General features: G+C 58.5%; 17 protein-coding genes. 7 read left to right on the top strand and 10 right to left on the bottom strand.

Annotation, left to right across the window (positions count from 1 at the left end):
• The first annotated feature begins 120 nt into the window (after positions 1–120).
• The 3 genes from BLT77_RS07235 to BLT77_RS07225 are packed head-to-tail and all read left to right on the top strand — an operon-like array spanning position 121 to position 2,547.
• Entirely contained in the window at positions 121–1,317 is a 1,197-nt protein-coding gene (locus BLT77_RS07235) for a porin (protein WP_245709889.1), read from the top strand.
• A gap of 1 nt (position 1,318) precedes the next feature.
• On the top strand, positions 1,319–1,855 hold the full coding sequence (locus tag BLT77_RS07230) for an FMN-binding protein (RefSeq protein ID WP_218126909.1): 537 nt from the start codon (positions 1,319–1,321) through the stop codon (positions 1,853–1,855).
• A complete protein-coding gene (locus BLT77_RS07225; protein ID WP_090364113.1) occupies positions 1,852–2,547 on the top strand; it encodes a PepSY-associated TM helix domain-containing protein in 696 nt (231 codons plus the stop codon). Before BLT77_RS07230 ends, BLT77_RS07225 begins: the two co-directional genes overlap by 4 nt.
• 56 nt (positions 2,548–2,603) lie before the next feature.
• Here the strand turns inward: BLT77_RS07225 and BLT77_RS07220 are convergent, their stop codons facing one another.
• From BLT77_RS07220 to BLT77_RS07190, 7 genes are all read right to left on the bottom strand, one after another.
• Entirely contained in the window at positions 2,604–3,515 is a 912-nt protein-coding gene (locus BLT77_RS07220; protein ID WP_090364110.1) for an ABC transporter ATP-binding protein, read from the bottom strand.
• Positions 3,515–4,342 (bottom strand): ABC transporter permease, encoded by an 828-nt coding sequence (locus BLT77_RS07215; protein ID WP_143026580.1) that lies wholly within the window; start codon positions 4,340–4,342, stop codon positions 3,515–3,517. The genes BLT77_RS07220 and BLT77_RS07215 overlap by 1 nt, the downstream gene beginning before the upstream one ends.
• 9 nt (positions 4,343–4,351) lie before the next feature.
• A complete protein-coding gene (locus tag BLT77_RS07210) occupies positions 4,352–5,941 on the bottom strand; it encodes a M28 family metallopeptidase (protein WP_090364104.1) in 1,590 nt (529 codons plus the stop codon).
• Positions 5,942–6,086: 145 nt separating this feature from the next.
• Positions 6,087–7,544: a DUF4397 domain-containing protein gene (locus BLT77_RS07205; RefSeq protein ID WP_090364102.1), complete on the bottom strand. Its 1,458-nt coding sequence runs from the start codon at positions 7,542–7,544 to the stop codon at positions 6,087–6,089.
• Between the two features lie 57 nt (positions 7,545–7,601).
• Entirely contained in the window at positions 7,602–8,138 is a 537-nt protein-coding gene (locus BLT77_RS07200) for a DUF3833 domain-containing protein (RefSeq protein ID WP_090364099.1), read from the bottom strand.
• Positions 8,135–8,632, bottom strand: a complete 498-nt coding sequence (locus tag BLT77_RS07195; RefSeq protein WP_090364096.1) for a chalcone isomerase family protein — start codon at positions 8,630–8,632, stop codon at positions 8,135–8,137. Before BLT77_RS07195 ends, BLT77_RS07200 begins: the two co-directional genes overlap by 4 nt.
• Positions 8,619–9,152 carry a DUF2878 family protein gene (locus tag BLT77_RS07190; RefSeq protein WP_090364093.1) on the bottom strand — a complete coding sequence of 178 codons (534 nt, stop codon included), beginning with the start codon at positions 9,150–9,152 and terminating at the stop codon, positions 8,619–8,621. Before BLT77_RS07190 ends, BLT77_RS07195 begins: the two co-directional genes overlap by 14 nt.
• Positions 9,153–9,277: 125 nt before the next feature.
• On the opposite strand from BLT77_RS07190, the gene BLT77_RS07185 reads away from it, so the two are divergent.
• From BLT77_RS07185 to BLT77_RS07170, 4 genes are all read left to right on the top strand, one after another.
• Positions 9,278–9,847, top strand: a complete 570-nt coding sequence (locus tag BLT77_RS07185) for an LON peptidase substrate-binding domain-containing protein (protein WP_090364090.1) — start codon at positions 9,278–9,280, stop codon at positions 9,845–9,847.
• Positions 9,848–9,905: 58 nt separating this feature from the next.
• Entirely contained in the window at positions 9,906–10,601 is a 696-nt protein-coding gene (locus tag BLT77_RS07180; RefSeq protein WP_245709888.1) for a sigma-70 family RNA polymerase sigma factor, read from the top strand.
• Complete coding sequence (locus tag BLT77_RS07175; RefSeq protein ID WP_090364087.1) at positions 10,594–11,271, top strand: ChrR family anti-sigma-E factor; 678 nt, start codon at positions 10,594–10,596, stop codon at positions 11,269–11,271. Before BLT77_RS07180 ends, BLT77_RS07175 begins: the two co-directional genes overlap by 8 nt.
• Before the next feature lie 222 nt (positions 11,272–11,493).
• Complete coding sequence (locus tag BLT77_RS07170; protein WP_090364084.1) at positions 11,494–12,264, top strand: nucleotidyltransferase family protein; 771 nt, start codon at positions 11,494–11,496, stop codon at positions 12,262–12,264.
• 38 nt (positions 12,265–12,302) lie between these two features.
• Here the strand turns inward: BLT77_RS07170 and BLT77_RS07165 are convergent, their stop codons facing one another.
• The 3 genes from BLT77_RS07165 to BLT77_RS07155 form a co-directional block, all read right to left on the bottom strand.
• Positions 12,303–13,112 (bottom strand): lipid-binding SYLF domain-containing protein, encoded by an 810-nt coding sequence (locus tag BLT77_RS07165; protein ID WP_090364082.1) that lies wholly within the window; start codon positions 13,110–13,112, stop codon positions 12,303–12,305.
• A gap of 162 nt (positions 13,113–13,274) precedes the next feature.
• Positions 13,275–13,703, bottom strand: a complete 429-nt coding sequence (locus BLT77_RS07160; protein ID WP_090364080.1) for an acyl-CoA thioesterase — start codon at positions 13,701–13,703, stop codon at positions 13,275–13,277.
• A gap of 109 nt (positions 13,704–13,812) precedes the next feature.
• Positions 13,813–15,069 carry a dicarboxylate/amino acid:cation symporter gene (locus BLT77_RS07155; protein ID WP_090364077.1) on the bottom strand — a complete coding sequence of 419 codons (1,257 nt, stop codon included), beginning with the start codon at positions 15,067–15,069 and terminating at the stop codon, positions 13,813–13,815.
• Positions 15,070–15,418 lie beyond the last annotated feature (349 nt).

The following is a 15,418-nucleotide window of genomic DNA, read 5'->3' as shown; positions in this document are numbered from 1 at the left end:
TTGCTGGCGCGGTGAAAAAAATGTGAAAAATACTGGTAATGCAAATGAAAATGGCTATCATTTGGGAAAATTTAAAGAGAAGCCACTTTGGCTAATTTACCCTTGGGGAAGATGATGCACATGAAACTGAAACCACTGGTTACCGGTATTGCCCTGGCACTGATGGCCAACAGCGCCTTTGCCGCCGACACTGTTGAAGCCCAGCTGAAAGCACAGCAGGATCTGATTAAGCAGCAAGCCGCAGCGATTGAAGCACTTAGCCGTCAGGTTCAAGAGAACCAGGATGCGGTCGAAGCCGCCGTGGAAGCGGTTGAAGCCGACAGTGGTAAGAGCGCTTTGGACAAGCTGTCCATTGGTGGTTATGGCGAACTGCACTATAACAACCTGCAAGGCGAAGGCGGAGCCAGTGACAAGAAGTCTGTCGACTTCCACCGCTTCGTTATGATGTTCGGCTATGAGTTCAGCGATACCATCCGCTTCTTCTCTGAGGTGGAACTGGAGCACTCCCTGTCCGGTGACGACAAGCCTGGTGAAGTGGAGCTGGAACAGGCCTACATCGACTGGGATCTGTCCTCTAACCTGACCTCGCGTTCCGGTCTGTTCCTGCTGCCTGTGGGCCTGCTGAACGAAACCCACGAACCGGATACCTTCTACGGCGTTGAGCGTAACAACGTCGAAAAGTACATTCTGCCGACCACTTGGTGGGAAGCCGGTACCGGCCTGATTGGTCGCCTGGATAATGGCGTTACCCTGCAAGGCTTCGTGCACAGTGGTCTGGAGACCAATGCCGATGCCAAATACTCTATCCGTTCCGGTCGTCAGAAAGTGGCCAAGGCCAATGCCGAAGATCTGGCCGTTACCCTGGCCGTATCCTACGCCGGTATCCCTGGCCTGACTCTGGGCGGTAGCGTTCAATACCAGGAAGACGTGACTCAGTCCCAGGATGCCGATGCTGGCAGCGCGACCATGCTGGAAGCCCACGTGGACTGGCAGTATGAGGCTTTCCGTCTGCGTGGCCTGTACGGCATGTGGATGCTGGATGGCGACGGTCCTAAGTCCATGGGTGCCGACGAGCAGAATGGCTGGTACCTGGAGCCAAGCTACATGGTGACTGACAAGATGGGTGTCTTCGCCCGTTACAGCACCTGGGATAACCAGGCCGGCGACAGTGCCGACAGTGCCAAGGCTCAGACCGATATCGGTGTGAACTACTGGATTCACCCTCGCGTTGTGTTCAAGGCCGATTACCAGTGGCAGGACAACGACAGCGACAAGAACCAGAATGGTTTCAACCTGGGCGTAGGCTATTCTTTCTAAGATGCTGACGTTGTTGAAAGGGGGCCGAGGCCCCCTGTTTGCTTTATTGATGACCCTGCTGCCTTCGCTGTTAATCACGGCGCACGCGGCTTCCGAGTACCTGAGTCAGGAGGCGTTCCTGTCCCAGGCGTTTGGGGGCGGCGAGGCAGAGAAAGGGACCCTGTGGCTTAAGGGTGATCTCAAGTCCGAACTGACAGAGTTGATGGGTGAGCGTTACCCCAAATTGCGGGTTCGTTACTGGCTACAGGGGGCTCGCACCGCCTGGATCCTGGAGTCCATCGGTAAAGATCAGCCCATTACCTTTGGCTATGTGGTGGAGAACAACGCCATCGTTCAAGCTAAAGTACTGGTTTTCCGGGAACACCGGGGCTGGGAGATCCACCGAGATGCCTTCACCAAGCAGTATCATGGAGTTTCTCTGGAGGACAGTAAGCTGTCGGACTCTATTGACGGTATCAGTGGTGCAACCCTGTCGGTTTACGCCATGAACAGAACCGCTAAAATGGCGCTTTTCCTGGCTGAACATGTGACCCAATGAAAATCCGAACCCTGACCCGTTGGCACAGCAAAATCGGCATCCTGGTGTGTGCCTGGATACTGTTGTTGGCGACCACCGGCCTGATGTTACAACACAGCCACCGCCTGGGGCTGGATAAACCGGTGTTAACCGAATCTCTCTGGTATGCCGTGGCCGATTTGCCTGTGCCCACGGTTCAGGGAGTGGTGGAGCACCAGTTGTATCAGGTGGATAACCTATTGGTTACCGCTCAGGGAAAGATTGGCGTCTTGGATGGGGATCTCTCCGGGGTTTTGGCCGGAGCGGAGTCTTTGCTGGCCAGCGATCAGAGTCAGCTGTGGCTGTTGACCCTTGAAGGGGAGTTGGTGGATACCATTCCGCTGTCTGGGCGTCGCCTGGCCGGGGTTTCTGCCGAGGGTTTGCCTCTGCTCTCCGACCACTCCGGCGCCTTGTGGCAGCTGGACTGGTGGTTGGAGCAGCCACCCGAAGTGTCCGAACTGACAGTCATGACACCCGCCGCGACCGCGAGCGAAGCCCGCTTGCCTGAGGGACTCGACGTGGAGGGGATCGGTGTCAGCGTTGAGCGACTGCTGTTGTCATTGCACAGTGGCCGAATTTTCGGTGCTGTAGGGGAATGGTTAATGACGATCGTGGCCCTGATGGCCATTGCCATAGCCTGTACCGGCTTTGTTATCTGGGGCCGACGTCGTTAACTTCCTAGAGCTGAAATGAAACGCCGGCATTGCGCCGGCGTTTTTTTTGTTGTGGATTATTCGGTACTTGAGCCGCTGAACAGCCGGTCTTCCAGGCTCAGTCCTCGGCCCAGTTGCCGGTACTCCATCTGCTGTTGGTGCAAGGCCTGCAACAGTTCGATGTCGAACTGGGGGTGGGCGTTGTTGTCGTACCTGAGCAGAAACTCCTGTTGCCCCTTGTGAGTCACCTCATTGACGCCCGGCAACTGCCCGAGCCAGCGTCCGGCGTCTTTGCCGGATTGCGGTGCCAGGGTCAGGGTTAAGATGGCGTCATTCTGGCCACCATGCACCTCCAGGGTCTGGCTGATGCGGCCCTGCTCGATGTGCAATACCGTGGAGCACATCTTCTGCAGCTCTTCCAGGTTATGGGAGCTGATCAGAAAGTGGCACTGCCCCCGCAAGTTGTTGACCAGCTCCCGGACGGCGCGGGCGTTGGCTGGATCCAGCCCCGCGGTGGGTTCATCCAGCAGGACCAGCTTGGGCTGGCCCATCAGGGCCTGAGCAATGGTTACCCGCTTGCGCATGCCGTGGCTGAGGTCCTGAGGGCGGCTGGAAAAGGTGTCTGCCAGCTGCACCAGATCCAGTACCCGCCGGGCTTCTCGGTCCGCCTCGCTTTTACTCATCCCCTGCAGGGCACCGAAGTGGCGCAGCTGAATGCCGATGCTGAAGCCGGGATCCAGTTGGGCGTCCTGAGGCAGGGCGCTGAGCTGACCCAGCAGTTCACTGCTGCCCGGCGCCTGGCCCAACACTGATAGCGAGCCGCTGCTGGGTTGAAGGTAGCCGCAAATCAGCGACATCAGTGTGGTTTTGCCAGCGCCGTTGGGGCCGACCAGGGCGATGCTGTCGCTGCCATCGAGCGTCAGGTCGACCCGGTCGAGGGCCAGCTTGCTGCCGTAGCTTTTACTGAGTTGGTGTGCATGAATCAACATTACAGGGCCGTCCTCTTCAGGGTCATCTGGGCCAGCACCAGCATCAGCAGGGCCTGGGCGACCGGTAGCCAGGCCAGTGACAGAGCCTGGGCCGGCGAAGTGCCGATGAGGTCGCCGAGTTGGCCACCGGGAACCAGAAAGCGCAGCGTCTCCAGCGGGGCATAGATCATCGCCAGCAGGCCGATCAGCAACGGGGTGAACAGCCAGAACAGGCTGGCCAGCACCACCGCCTGCCGTCCGGATTTGGCGATCAGCGACAGCAGGGCCATGGTGGCGGTGAACGGCAACAGCACCAGCAGCAGGTTAAGGCTGATCAGCAGGGCGTGGCTCAGCAGAGACATCAGTTGGGTATCGCCGTTGTACAGCGCCAGGCCGATGGTGGCCATTACCGAGCTGAGGACCATCGCCATCTGGATCAGCATCAGCCCCAGAAACCGACCCAGCAGCAGGCTGTCGCGGCTACAGCGCAGGGTCAGAAACCGCAGGGTGCCCCGTTGCAGATCCGAGGCCATCTGGTCGGCGCACAGGCCGATGGCGGTCATGGGGTACAGCAACAGCGCCAGCCCCCAGTATACCGCCAGCTCCGGGTGGGGCCAGTCAAACAGGGCGGCGATACCCCCCTCCCCGAGCAGGGCGGTGACAAACTCCTGCATCTGCGGATTTCTCAGCAGATCGCTGGCCTGAAGGATGGGGTAACGCAGCAGCAGTCCCCACACCAACGCGAAGGCCAGCAACCACAGTAGCCCCCGTTTGGTTTGAAATAACCGTTTGAGTTCAAAGCCGGCGGTCAGGCCGACGTGCCTCATTGACAGAGAGTGACTGCTCACCCGATCTCCTTAACGCCCGTCTTGGGCTCGACGTGTTTTAAATTCAGACTCTTCCAACCATTTGGGCCAGTCAGAGTTATTGGCCAGGTCGGCGGCCATAGTGGCCATCAGCGCCAGATCCTGTTTCATGCCCGCCAGTGACCAGCGAGGATCGTAATCGTCCGCCGGTTTGTGATAACGATGAGGAATGTAGTCCGGATCGTTATCACCCAGGCTCATAAACAGCAGGCCGGGAACCCCCTGCTTGGCCATGGCGAAATGATCGCTGCGGTACAGCAATCCGGCCTGGGGGCGAGGGTCGGGTTTAACGGTACGTCCTTGTTCGGCCGCCCCTTTTTGAAGGTAGGCTTCCAGTTCCGAGACCCCGTCTCCGTAACGAAGGATGTAGCTTAACTGGTCGCCGACGTTCATGCCATCGATGTTGAGAAAGGCCACTATCTGTTTGGTGGGAATGGGAGGATGCTCAGCAAATTGCTGGGCACCGATCATGCCGGTTTCCTCGGCGGTGAAACTGGCAAACATCAGGGTTCGCTTAAACGGGGTGATGGCGTGCTGGGCTTTCAGGACCCGGGCCAGTTCCAGAATGCCGGCGACGCCGGTGGCGTTATCGATGGCGCCGTTGTAGATGTGGCCATCGCTTTCGTTGGTGCCGAGGTGATCCCAGTGGGCATGAATCATCACCACTTCGTCCGGCCGCTCGCCACCGGGAATGCTGGCCAGCACATTGTGGGAGGTGGCCTGGGTGCTGCGGTTGGCAAAGCTCAGGCTGGCGGCCTGGTTCATCTTAACCGCTTTAAAACCCGGTTGAGCCGCCTGGCGGCTGAGGGCATTGAGATCCAGCTTGGCAGAGGTAAACAGCCGCTTGGCGGCCTCCTGATGCAACCAACCCATCACCGGCAGCTGTTCGGCATTGCCCTGGTTGTCCACCAGGGTGTATTTGCTGCCGGTGTTGGAGTTTTCCACCACACCCCAGGCGTAGCCGGCGGCATCGGTCTGGTGGATGATCAACGCGGCGGCGGCCCCCTGACGGGCAGCCTCTTCGTATTTGTAGGTCCAGCGGCCATAGTAGGTCATGGCGTTGCCCTTAAACAGGGTCGGATCCTGGGTGGCAAAGCCCGGGTCATTGACCAGCATTACCACCGTCTTGCCGGTGACGTCCACACCCCGATAATCGTTCCACTGGTATTCCGGTGCGTTGATGCCATAGCCCACAAATACCAGTTCGGACTGCTTCAGTTCGATGTGGTCGCGCATCTGATGGGTGCGGGCGGTGAAGTCGCTGCCCACTTTAAACTGCTGTTCACCGACGGTCAGGGTCATGGCCTGATCGGCGGTGACCTGGGCCAGAGGCACGGGTTGCAGGTACTGGCCCTGATAACCGGGCTCGAGGCCGAGTTGTTTAAACTGACCGGCAATGTAGTCGATGCTGAGGCGCTCACCCGGGCTCAGGGGGCCGCGGCCGCCGTATTGGTCTGAGGCCAGGGTTTTGATGTGCTGGTGCAGGTTGGTGTCGTTGAAGTCACCGCTGTCGGTGGCGAAAACGGCCATGGAACTGGCCAGCAGGCACAACCCGGCTGTGAGCCTTTGGAAAGCGAACATCCTGTTTCCTTATGATTATTCTCTGTTTGGCGAACAGCAAACACTAGCATAACAGGTGCAATACTGAACAGTATGGCTGGCGGCGGGAAACAAAGAAAAGGGGAGGCCACCGGTCTCCCCTTGAGGTGGTCGTCAGTGAGCCGGACTAAGGCGCCAGGCCGTCTAAGGTGATCACGCCGATATCGATGCCCGGTGTGGCCAGTCCGGTGGTGTTGTCCGGGTCATCGACGGCGATGGCGGTGTAGCGCATGCCTGCTTGCAGTTCCAGCATCGCCGGCCCCACGGCGATGACCTCAGGGGTATTCTCCGGAGTAATCAACAGGTAGTAATTGCCCGGGGGAATGCCAAGGATGCCGGATTCCGCCAGATAGGGCACGCCGGCCAGTTTGATGTCACCGTCGTCGGCCATCATGTCGGCGCTGAGATAGATGTCCACATTGCCCGCCGAGGCGCTGGCGTGAAACACCCGCAGTCGCGCTTCGGTGGCGATGGCTCGCAGATCTTCCTCTACCGCCCAAAGCGTCGGCATTCCCATGGCGTCGATGACTGCGATGGCGCTGTAGGCGGTGCCGGCAGCCAGTGGCAGCTCGGGGATGTCGATGAGCACGGTGGAGGTGGCGTTGGCGGCAACCTGTATCTGATAGGTGTCGGCATCCAGGCTCAGGAAGCCTTGCGCCGGCGTGGTGTTGGCGAAAGTCAGGTTGTACAGGGGCGACGCGGCATCCGGAGCCTGACCATTGACCCAGATGTCAACGCCGCCGACCGCAGCAATGCCGTGGCTGGCTCGCAGCCCGGCCATCAGCTGACTGTCCTGAATGATGGCGGCATCGTTACCGGACTCATCGGCACTGTTGTCGGCCACCAGCAGATTGACCGGTGCCGGGCCGGCCTGGGTATTGGCGACGGCCGCAATGAACAGATCGGCGACACTGGTCAGTGCCAGGGTGCCGCTGTCATAGGCCACTACGCTGGGGTCATCGGGATCCGTCAGGCGAACGCGGTAGGTGCCGGGATCCACCGTCACCGGAGCCGGTGTGAACTCGCCAAAACTCAGCTCGGTCAACTCGGTGGCGGCAGACAGCGGGTCGTCGGCGCCGGTGACGTGGACACCGACCCGGCCGACGGCCGGTGCGCTGTGCAGTACCTGCAGTCGCAACTGGGTCAGGGCATCGTTGCCCAGCGCCGGACGCGGTACGACTACTGGCGCGAATGGCGTGTCGCCGTTGCCGGCGAGCAGGGAGGCCACCAGGCCGGTGGCGACGACGTTGTACTCGGTGTCGGCATCGACGTCCACGGTACCGTCAAACACGGTGGCTGTGGTGCCGTCGGCCAGAATGCCGTCCACCTGAATCTGGTAACTGCCTGCGTCCAAAGCCAGCAGGGAGGAGGCTTGTTGGTAGTCCACGTTGGTGAGTACCGCACTGCCGTTCACCAGCACATTCACCTTGGGCGCGTCGGGAGAGGCATGGATGACCCGGACGTACCCCTGATCTGCGGGCGGGGTTGGCGGAACCGGGGTGACCGGCAGATCATCATCATCGTCACAGGCAACAATCAACATACAGCTGCTCGCCACCAAGGTGGCTTTAAGTAGGGCTTTCATGGTTATGCTCCAGTTTTCGATAAGCCCGAACCATTACGCCGTCGCTTCGGCAGCAGATCAGAAATCTGTTGCCGATGGGGGAGCCTTTTTCTCGAAAGACAAAAACACCTCGGCCACGGTAATGCCGAATTTTTTAATTTTCGCTCTATTTAACATGTGGTTGGCATCGATCATTACCATGGTGTCGTCGAAGCTGACCTGCCAGTTGCCGCTGTCGGTACTCAGTTCCATGTCATAGATCCAGTGCAACACCGCGCCGCCGACCCGGCCCTGAGCTACGCCAATGATGTCGTCTGCCCGGCCTCGATAACTGCCGTCCTCCAGCCGTTCGATGCGCCATTGCCGGAACTGGGTGTCACCGTCGGCATAGAAAAAATACTCGTCCAGAGTGCCCTGTGCACCGTCCCAGCGGCCGTCGATGCGGACACGAAAGCGGCGCATAACCTCGCCGGAGCGGTCTGTGACCATGCCGTAAGCCATTACCTCACCATCGAAGAAGGTCTCCAGACTCATGGGCGGTTGCCAGTCACGGTAGGGGGAAAGATCCTGGCTGCAGCCCACCAGCAGCAGTGCAATCAGCAACAGACGAATCATGGCTGGTCTCCCGGTTCACCGGTTAACTGCCGGGTAAAGTCGGGGTCGGCACTGTCCTGTGATAACCAGATGGCAAGAAACTGGCGGTTGCCTTCGCTGCGATCAAAGTCGCAGCGTCGTTGCCCGTTCCAGTCCAGTCTGGCACTGCTGTCTTCAGCCAGGTAGAAGCTGAGGGTATGGCCAGTATCCACATCGGGAAAGCAGAGACCCATCTGTTGCAGCCACTGCCGACTGGCGGCGTCCTGGTAGCCCATTCGTTGCCACTGGGATTCGGTGGCCTCAAGTAGGTCATTGGCGTCAATCTGCCGGTGGTAGGTCAATGACAACCGCAACGGACCGTTGAGCCCCTGATAGCGGCCATCCTGGTTGAACAGTTGGGCGGTGTAGATGTCCCAAAACAGCACCGAGAAGGTGCTTTCTCCGATGCGGTCTAGGGCAGAAGCCGGGTGGAATCCCACCCAAAGCAACAATGGAATCAGGCTAAAGCGGATCATGGGTCTCTCCCAGGCGATGAACGAGCAACGGCAGTAAGGCCCACCACGCCACGAATGGCAGGGTAATGACCAACTGTGACCAGTGAATGCTGGCGTGGCCAAAGGCGGCAGCGGCGGCGTAACTGGCCGGTCCTCCCAAGGCGCCAAACAGGCTCAGCGCCCACAGCGGCCAGCGCACGCTTGCCACCAGCATCAACAGATAACGGCAACAGGCCAACCACAACAGCGCCAGCCAAAGGGGCACGCCGGCCACCAGGGCGGCCGGTTCGGTCAGGCTCAGCCAGCCGATGTTTAGCCACAGCCCATCGACCATGATGCCAAGGCTCGCCAAAACTAGGGCGATCAGCCACTGGCGTCGGCCGAAGGGGGACAGCCAAGCCCAGAGCAACAGGGCAGGCAGTTGCCAGACAGGAAGCGGTGCCAGCATGGTGGCCAGCCAGAACAGCTGAAAAACCACACTGTCTACAATCAGGCGGCAGGTCTGCCGGCGCCAGCGTAAAGGGAAGGTCAGGGTGAACATGATGACTCCTGGGGCCGAAGATACTGGGTTATACGAAGCTTTTGGCGAGGGGATCAGGGAATTCGGTGAACCGCTTGCCGCTGATAGACGTAGTGCTTGCTACCCTTTGCCAGTGTGGCCCTGTGATGATGATTCCAGTATTTCCCCTTAATGCCCATGTGTTTCCCGAGGGGCGACTGAGCCTGCGCATCTTTGAGGCCAGATATCTGCGCATGGTGCGTGAGCGCGCCGGCAGGCCCGATGGCTTTGCCATGGGCATGCTGGTGGACGGCGAGGCTGGCGGCGACGTGCTTGACCTGGCGACCCTGGTCAACATCGTTGATTTCGACCAATTGCAGGACGGCTTGTTGGGAATCACGGTGGAAGGGGTCGAATTGGTGCGGCTTAGCCAAATGCGCACCGATGCAGACGGTCTGCGCTGGGCTCGATATGAGTCGGTGTCCATCTGGGCCGACGCGGCCCCTGGCGAGGACGACGGCATCAAACCGGCCCTGTTACGGCTTTTTAAAGAGTACCCGGAGATTGGGGATCTGTACCCCGGTGCCGAGCGGCGACCGCTGGATTGGTGCATGCTGAGGTGGCTGGAGTTGTTGCCTATCGATGCCAAGGCCAAGGCTCACATTCTGACCCGGCCCTCTCCGGAGATGGCATTGGCATTGATCCACTCCATCATTGATCGCAGTGATCCATCTTAAGCCGCCGCCCGTATTGCGTGTATCCGCTCGTTGACCTATGGTGAGAAAGGAAGCTGGTATGATTCATAATCAACCGTTTGTGAGGCGAGTGCGTAACGACAAGGAGCGCTCAATGCAAGGTGTCGCGCCCTCGGCTTCAACCAACCAACCCGAGAGTGGTATGGTGACTTCGCCGAACAATGACCCCTCCCCCCAAGCCCTGTCGCAGGCGATGATTCAGGTTGCCAACGACAGAGATAAACGAGCCTATGCGATGCTGTTTAAGCATTTCGCAAACCGGGTGCATGCGTTTTGTTTCAAGAAGGTCGGCGATGACCAGCTGGCAAGAGAGGTCGCTCAGGACACCATGCTGGCGGTGTGGCAAAAGGCGCATCGTTTTGATGTGGATAAGGGCAACGTGTCCACCTGGATCTACACCATTGCCCGCAACCGCTGCTTTGATCTCGGCCGACAGAAGCTGTCCCGGCCGGTGTTGGTGAGCTCTGACGATCTGTACAGCGAGCCGGCCCCCCAGTCCCACGACAGTGATCGCATCCTGCAGTTGGCCAGTGAGAAAAATCGTCTGCACCAGTTGTTGGCCAGTCTTCCTGAAGCCCAGCGTCAGGTGGTGTCGCTGGTCTACCTGAAAGAGATGAGTCATCAGGCGGCGGCCCAGCATCTGCAACTGCCTGTGGGCACCGTGAAGAGCCGGCTGCGGCTGGCTATGGAGAAACTGGCGTTACGCCTTAACAAAGGAGCTTTGGGCTATGACTGAACGTCATCCAACCTTGGCTCAGATAGAGCAGTTCATTCAGGGCGACCTGGATGATGTACAGGCCATTATGGTGTCGGTACACCTGGGGGCATGCCAGCAGTGCAGCCAATTGGCGCAAGAGTGTCAGCAGCAACAGGCGAGTCACGCTCTGGTAGCCGTGGCGGAGACAGAGGCGTTTAACGACGCCGATCTGGATCGGATGCTGGACCAGCTGGATCGTGGTGAGGATCTGACAGAGGCCGAGGCCAGCCTGCCCACCCAGTTGGAGTTTCAGGGCCGAACGGTATCGGTACCGCCAGCGCTGGCGACGATGGTGCAGAGGGCCGGGCCCTGGAGCCGGGTAGTGAGCCGGCTGTGGAGTGCTACCATTCAGGGGCATCAGTTACCCTATCAATTAAACTTCATCTACATGGAGCCCGGCGGCAGCATCGCCAGCCACGCCCATAAAGGGCTGGAGTGGACCCTGGTGCTCGACGGTACTTTCTCCGATGACCGCGGCGATTTTCATCCCGGCGACCTGATTCAGTGTGATGACCAGGTGGAACATGCCCCCTATTCAAAGAACGGCTGTTTGTGTCTGGCGGCCATCGATGCACCACTGCACTTCACCTCCGGGTTGGCACGGGCGCTGAACCCGTTCAGTCAGCTGTTCTTTAAGCCCGGAGGCTAGTCTTATCAGAATCACATTCTGACGTAATACTGAATCTAAGCTGACTCAGTGAAGGATTTCAGTACTCTGTAGGAACTCCGCCAGCCCTTGAAGACTCTGAGTTTTTGAGGCTGGCGGTTTTTTTTGTGACCTCGTCGAGGTTGAAAAAGCCCCACCTGGCCCAGATGCTAGTAGTGTCCACCCAGCTGTCGGTGGATTCGTTTCTCTGGAATAGGAGTCAGAATGGGTAAGTTTTTAAAAACGGCGTTAATGATGCTGATGGTCGGGCAAGCCCCGGTTCAGGCCGCAACGCCGCTGTCTCTCAATCAATCTCTGACCGAGCTCCCCGGACTGGAGCGCGCAACCAAGGCCCAGAAGGGCCTGCCGGAACTGATGGCCATCAATAGCCAGGAGTACGCTTCGGTAATTCAGCCGACCACAGATTTCGAAAACCTGTATCAACACGCGCAGATGGCCCAAAACGAACTGGCCATGCTGACCCATCGCGTAGCCTACCTGTCCTCCACCCAGGCCAGCGTCCCCGATGTGAAGAGTCGAGAGCGCGCGCTGGCGAAGTTGGAGGGGAAACTGGATGGCGATGTTCGTTTACTGACGGATCTGGCGCGCACCACGCTGGTGGCGTCGGATGTGGAAGGGGTGGTTCGAGCCTATCATCACCTCAATCAACATGGTCAGGTGGTGAAGGTCAAAAACCGGTTTCAGACCCCCAAGGCCAATGGCTATCGAGACATGAACGTATTGGTACGTCTGCCGCAATCTGAGCTGGTGGCCGAGGTTCAGATTCACCTGGCGGACATTGCCGCCATTAAAAGCGGTGCCGAGCACGATATCTATACCCAGATTCAGGAGATTGAGCGACACGCCGCCCAGCAACAACGGGCCTTGGCGGAGTTTGAACTGGCCCGAATCAGCAAGCTTAAGCAGCAATCCAGCGAGCTGTATCAGCGAGCCTGGGAGGCGCATGATACGCCGGTCAGGGTCAATTACGGATAGGGAATCAGGGCGGAGTCTTCTCCGCCCTTTTTTTGTCTTTAATTCAGGTCTGAGTCCTGCCAGTAGCGACTGCCAGTGACATTGGCGTCGAGCAGGATGCCTTTGTCGTTGAGCACAAAGATGGCCATGCCGCCGTTGTACTTGGCGCTGACTTCGGCGGACTCATCCCAGGCGACCAGACCGGCTTCACTGCTGGCTTCCCAACCATCATTCACAAACTTATCGAAATGGATCTGGTCTTCGAACAGCATCACCTGTTGGTAGAATTTCCCCCCCACACCCAGGGCCAGGCCGGCGCCGAACATATTCATGTAGGTACGCTTGTGGCTGTGGCGATTCACCGCCACCCCGGAGCCGCCGTTGGTGTGCAGCATCAGAGAGAACTTTCTTGAATCGAACACCGCATAGCCGTAGGCCTCATCAAACAGCGGCTTGACCTCGGGGTGCTCGCTGAATAGCCGAACCAGGGTGACTTCCGACATGGTGTTTAACGCATCCCGGGCCTGCTGCGGGCTGTCGGGTTCCAGCATATCGTCCAGTTTTGCTTCGCCCTGCTCGGCCCAGACTTTGCCTTTTTTCAGGGCGTCGTCGCTCCATTCGCCAGCTTGGTCCAGGGCGCCATCGGCCCATTCTGAGGAGGCTTCCCAGGTATCGCTGCTCCATTCCGAGGTGGCGTCCCAGGCGTCTTTGCTGGCATCGGCGGTGGTTTCCCAGGCCTCTTTGCCGGCGTCGGCGGCTTGCTCGCTCAACGCTTTGGCTTTGGCCTTCAGTTCGTCCCAGCCGGCCTGGGCCGGGGCGTTTAAGGCCAGAATGCCGGCCAGTGCCAGCATCCGCGGGTGGTGCTTCATGGTGCTCTCCTCAATCGATATTGGCGCCAGTATACCAGTGCCGGGTGGAAAAGAGGTGGAGGTGTCGCCTGCGGTTGTGCCGCTTAGCGGCTGGCCTGTCTCGACAAGACCATGGCGCTGGCTGCGGCATCAGCTGCAGTCCGCGCCATCCGACAGAAAGGGTTAGCTGGTGCTGTAGTTTTCCAACCGGGCCCGAATGGCGGCGGGCAGTGTGGCTTTGCGCTGATTGTTAAAGTCGAACACCACGACTTCGGCACTGCCGATGGTGGTCACGCACTGCTGCGCTTCACTGAAGATGTGGTATTCCATGGTGAAACGGTCGTCCTGAAGATCCTTGATCAGGGTGCCAACCTGCAGGGTATCAGGGAATAGGACCGGACGCTTAAAGCGGCACTGGGTCTGGGCCAGAATGGGACCGATACCGGTGGCCTGCAGCGCTTCCATCAGGCCGATTTGATTAAAGAAATCGATGCGCGCGGTTTCGAAATAGCGGAAGTAGACCACGTTGTTTACATGCTGAAGGGCGTCCATTTCGCCCCAGGCAACGGTAATGGGCGTGTGGATGGGAAAGTCCCGTTTGAAAGCGTCCATACTTTTAAAACACCTGTTTAGAATGAGCGTTTCACTGTATCACTGCCCGCATAAAAAACAAACAGGCCACCGCAAGGGTGGCCTGAACAGAGTTTAACCGGAATTCGGGTTACCTCAGGTCGATGGCATCTTGCTGCTGGCTCTGGGGCACCTCGCCGGCCATCTCATCAACGATGGCGGCGCAGACCGCATCGCCGGTGATGTTGAGGGCGGTACGGATCATGTCAAAGATACGATCCAGGGCGAACAGCAGCGGCAGACCTTCGATTGGAATACCGGCGGCCAGCAGTACGGCCACCACCAGGAAAGACGGGCCAGGTACGCCTGCCTGCCCGACGGCACCCAGAGTGGAGGTCAGGATGATGGCCACATAAGCGCCCAGTCCCAGATCCACATGGAACGCCTGGGCGAAGAACACCGCGACCAGGCCGTAGTAGATGGCGTTGCCGCTCATGTTGATGGTGGCGCCCAGTGGCAATACGAAGCTGGAGGTGGAGTTGCGAATGCCCAGCTCTTTTTCACACACATCCATGGTCACCGGCAGCGTCGCCATGGACGACGCGGTGGACAGGGCGACGGCCTGTGGCTTCTTCATGGCGGAGATGAACTTGTTGACCGGGATTCGGGTCAGGGTCTTGATCATCGCCGGGTAGAACAGGAAGCCGTAAATCAGGATGGTGGCCACGTACACCAGGAACAGGTTCATCACCGTGCTCAGGGCGGCGAAGCCGAAGGTGCCGACCGCTTCTGCCATCAGGCCAAAGACGCCGATGGGGGCGATCTTCATGACTACGTTGATCATCCATACGAAGGCATCGACAACGGTGTTGATTCCGTCGATAAGTGGCTTGGAGCGGGCGGCTTCCACTTTCGACAGGCCAATGCCAAAGAACAGGCAGAACACCAGAATCTGTAGAATGTTGCCGTCATTGAGAGAGGAGAATACGTTGGTGGGGATCATGCCAATCATGGTGGCCCAGAAGGTAGGCAGTTCACCCTTCGCTGCCAGGTTGCCTTCGTACATGGCGCTGACGGAGGAGAAGTCGATACCGATACCCGGCTGGAAGATCTCGCCCATGGCCAGGGCCAGGGCGACCGCTACGGCGGAGGTTAGGCCGAAGAAGCCCAGGGTGGTCAGACCGACCCGACCGGCGGCGTGGCTGTTGCCCAATCCGGCGGCGCCACTGATGATGGCCACGGCCACCAGGGGGATCACCAGCATCTTGATCAGGTGAATAAAGATACTACCCAGCGGGGCAAATACCGCTGCACTTTCTCCCATGGCAATACCCACCAGGGTACCGATGATCATGGCGATGACCACCTGGATGCCAATGTTGCCTAACAGGCCTTTCGTCTTTTGCACGGGTAACACCTTTGTTGCGAAAATGTTGGAATGCTTGGGTTTTTATATTGCTTAATGACTCTATGTTGGTCACTTCTGTCGTTTTCGGCTTTGGTTTTACTCTCTTTGTATCGGTTTTTCAAACGGGAGTGTACGAAAATGCTACTTGGATAAAGAAAAGCTATGCCATCCGTTGTGCTTTTTATAATGCTCAATTATCCGGCGCTACCCATCAAGGTGATAAAAGCTGAATTAGCTTTATTTTCAGATTGTTAAACTAAAGTTGAACGATTTTCATTTCGATGGGCTTAATGTCAGTAAAAACTGCCGGGACTGGGGGAACGGTGTGGCCCTGCTGCGCTCTGTTACC

The sequence above is a fragment of the Ferrimonas sediminum genome, assembly GCF_900100175.1.
Classification (GTDB): Bacteria; Pseudomonadota; Gammaproteobacteria; order Enterobacterales; family Shewanellaceae; genus Ferrimonas; species Ferrimonas sediminum.
The sequence above is the reverse complement of the archived record's forward strand: the minus strand, read 5'-3'. Positions and strand labels throughout refer to the sequence as shown.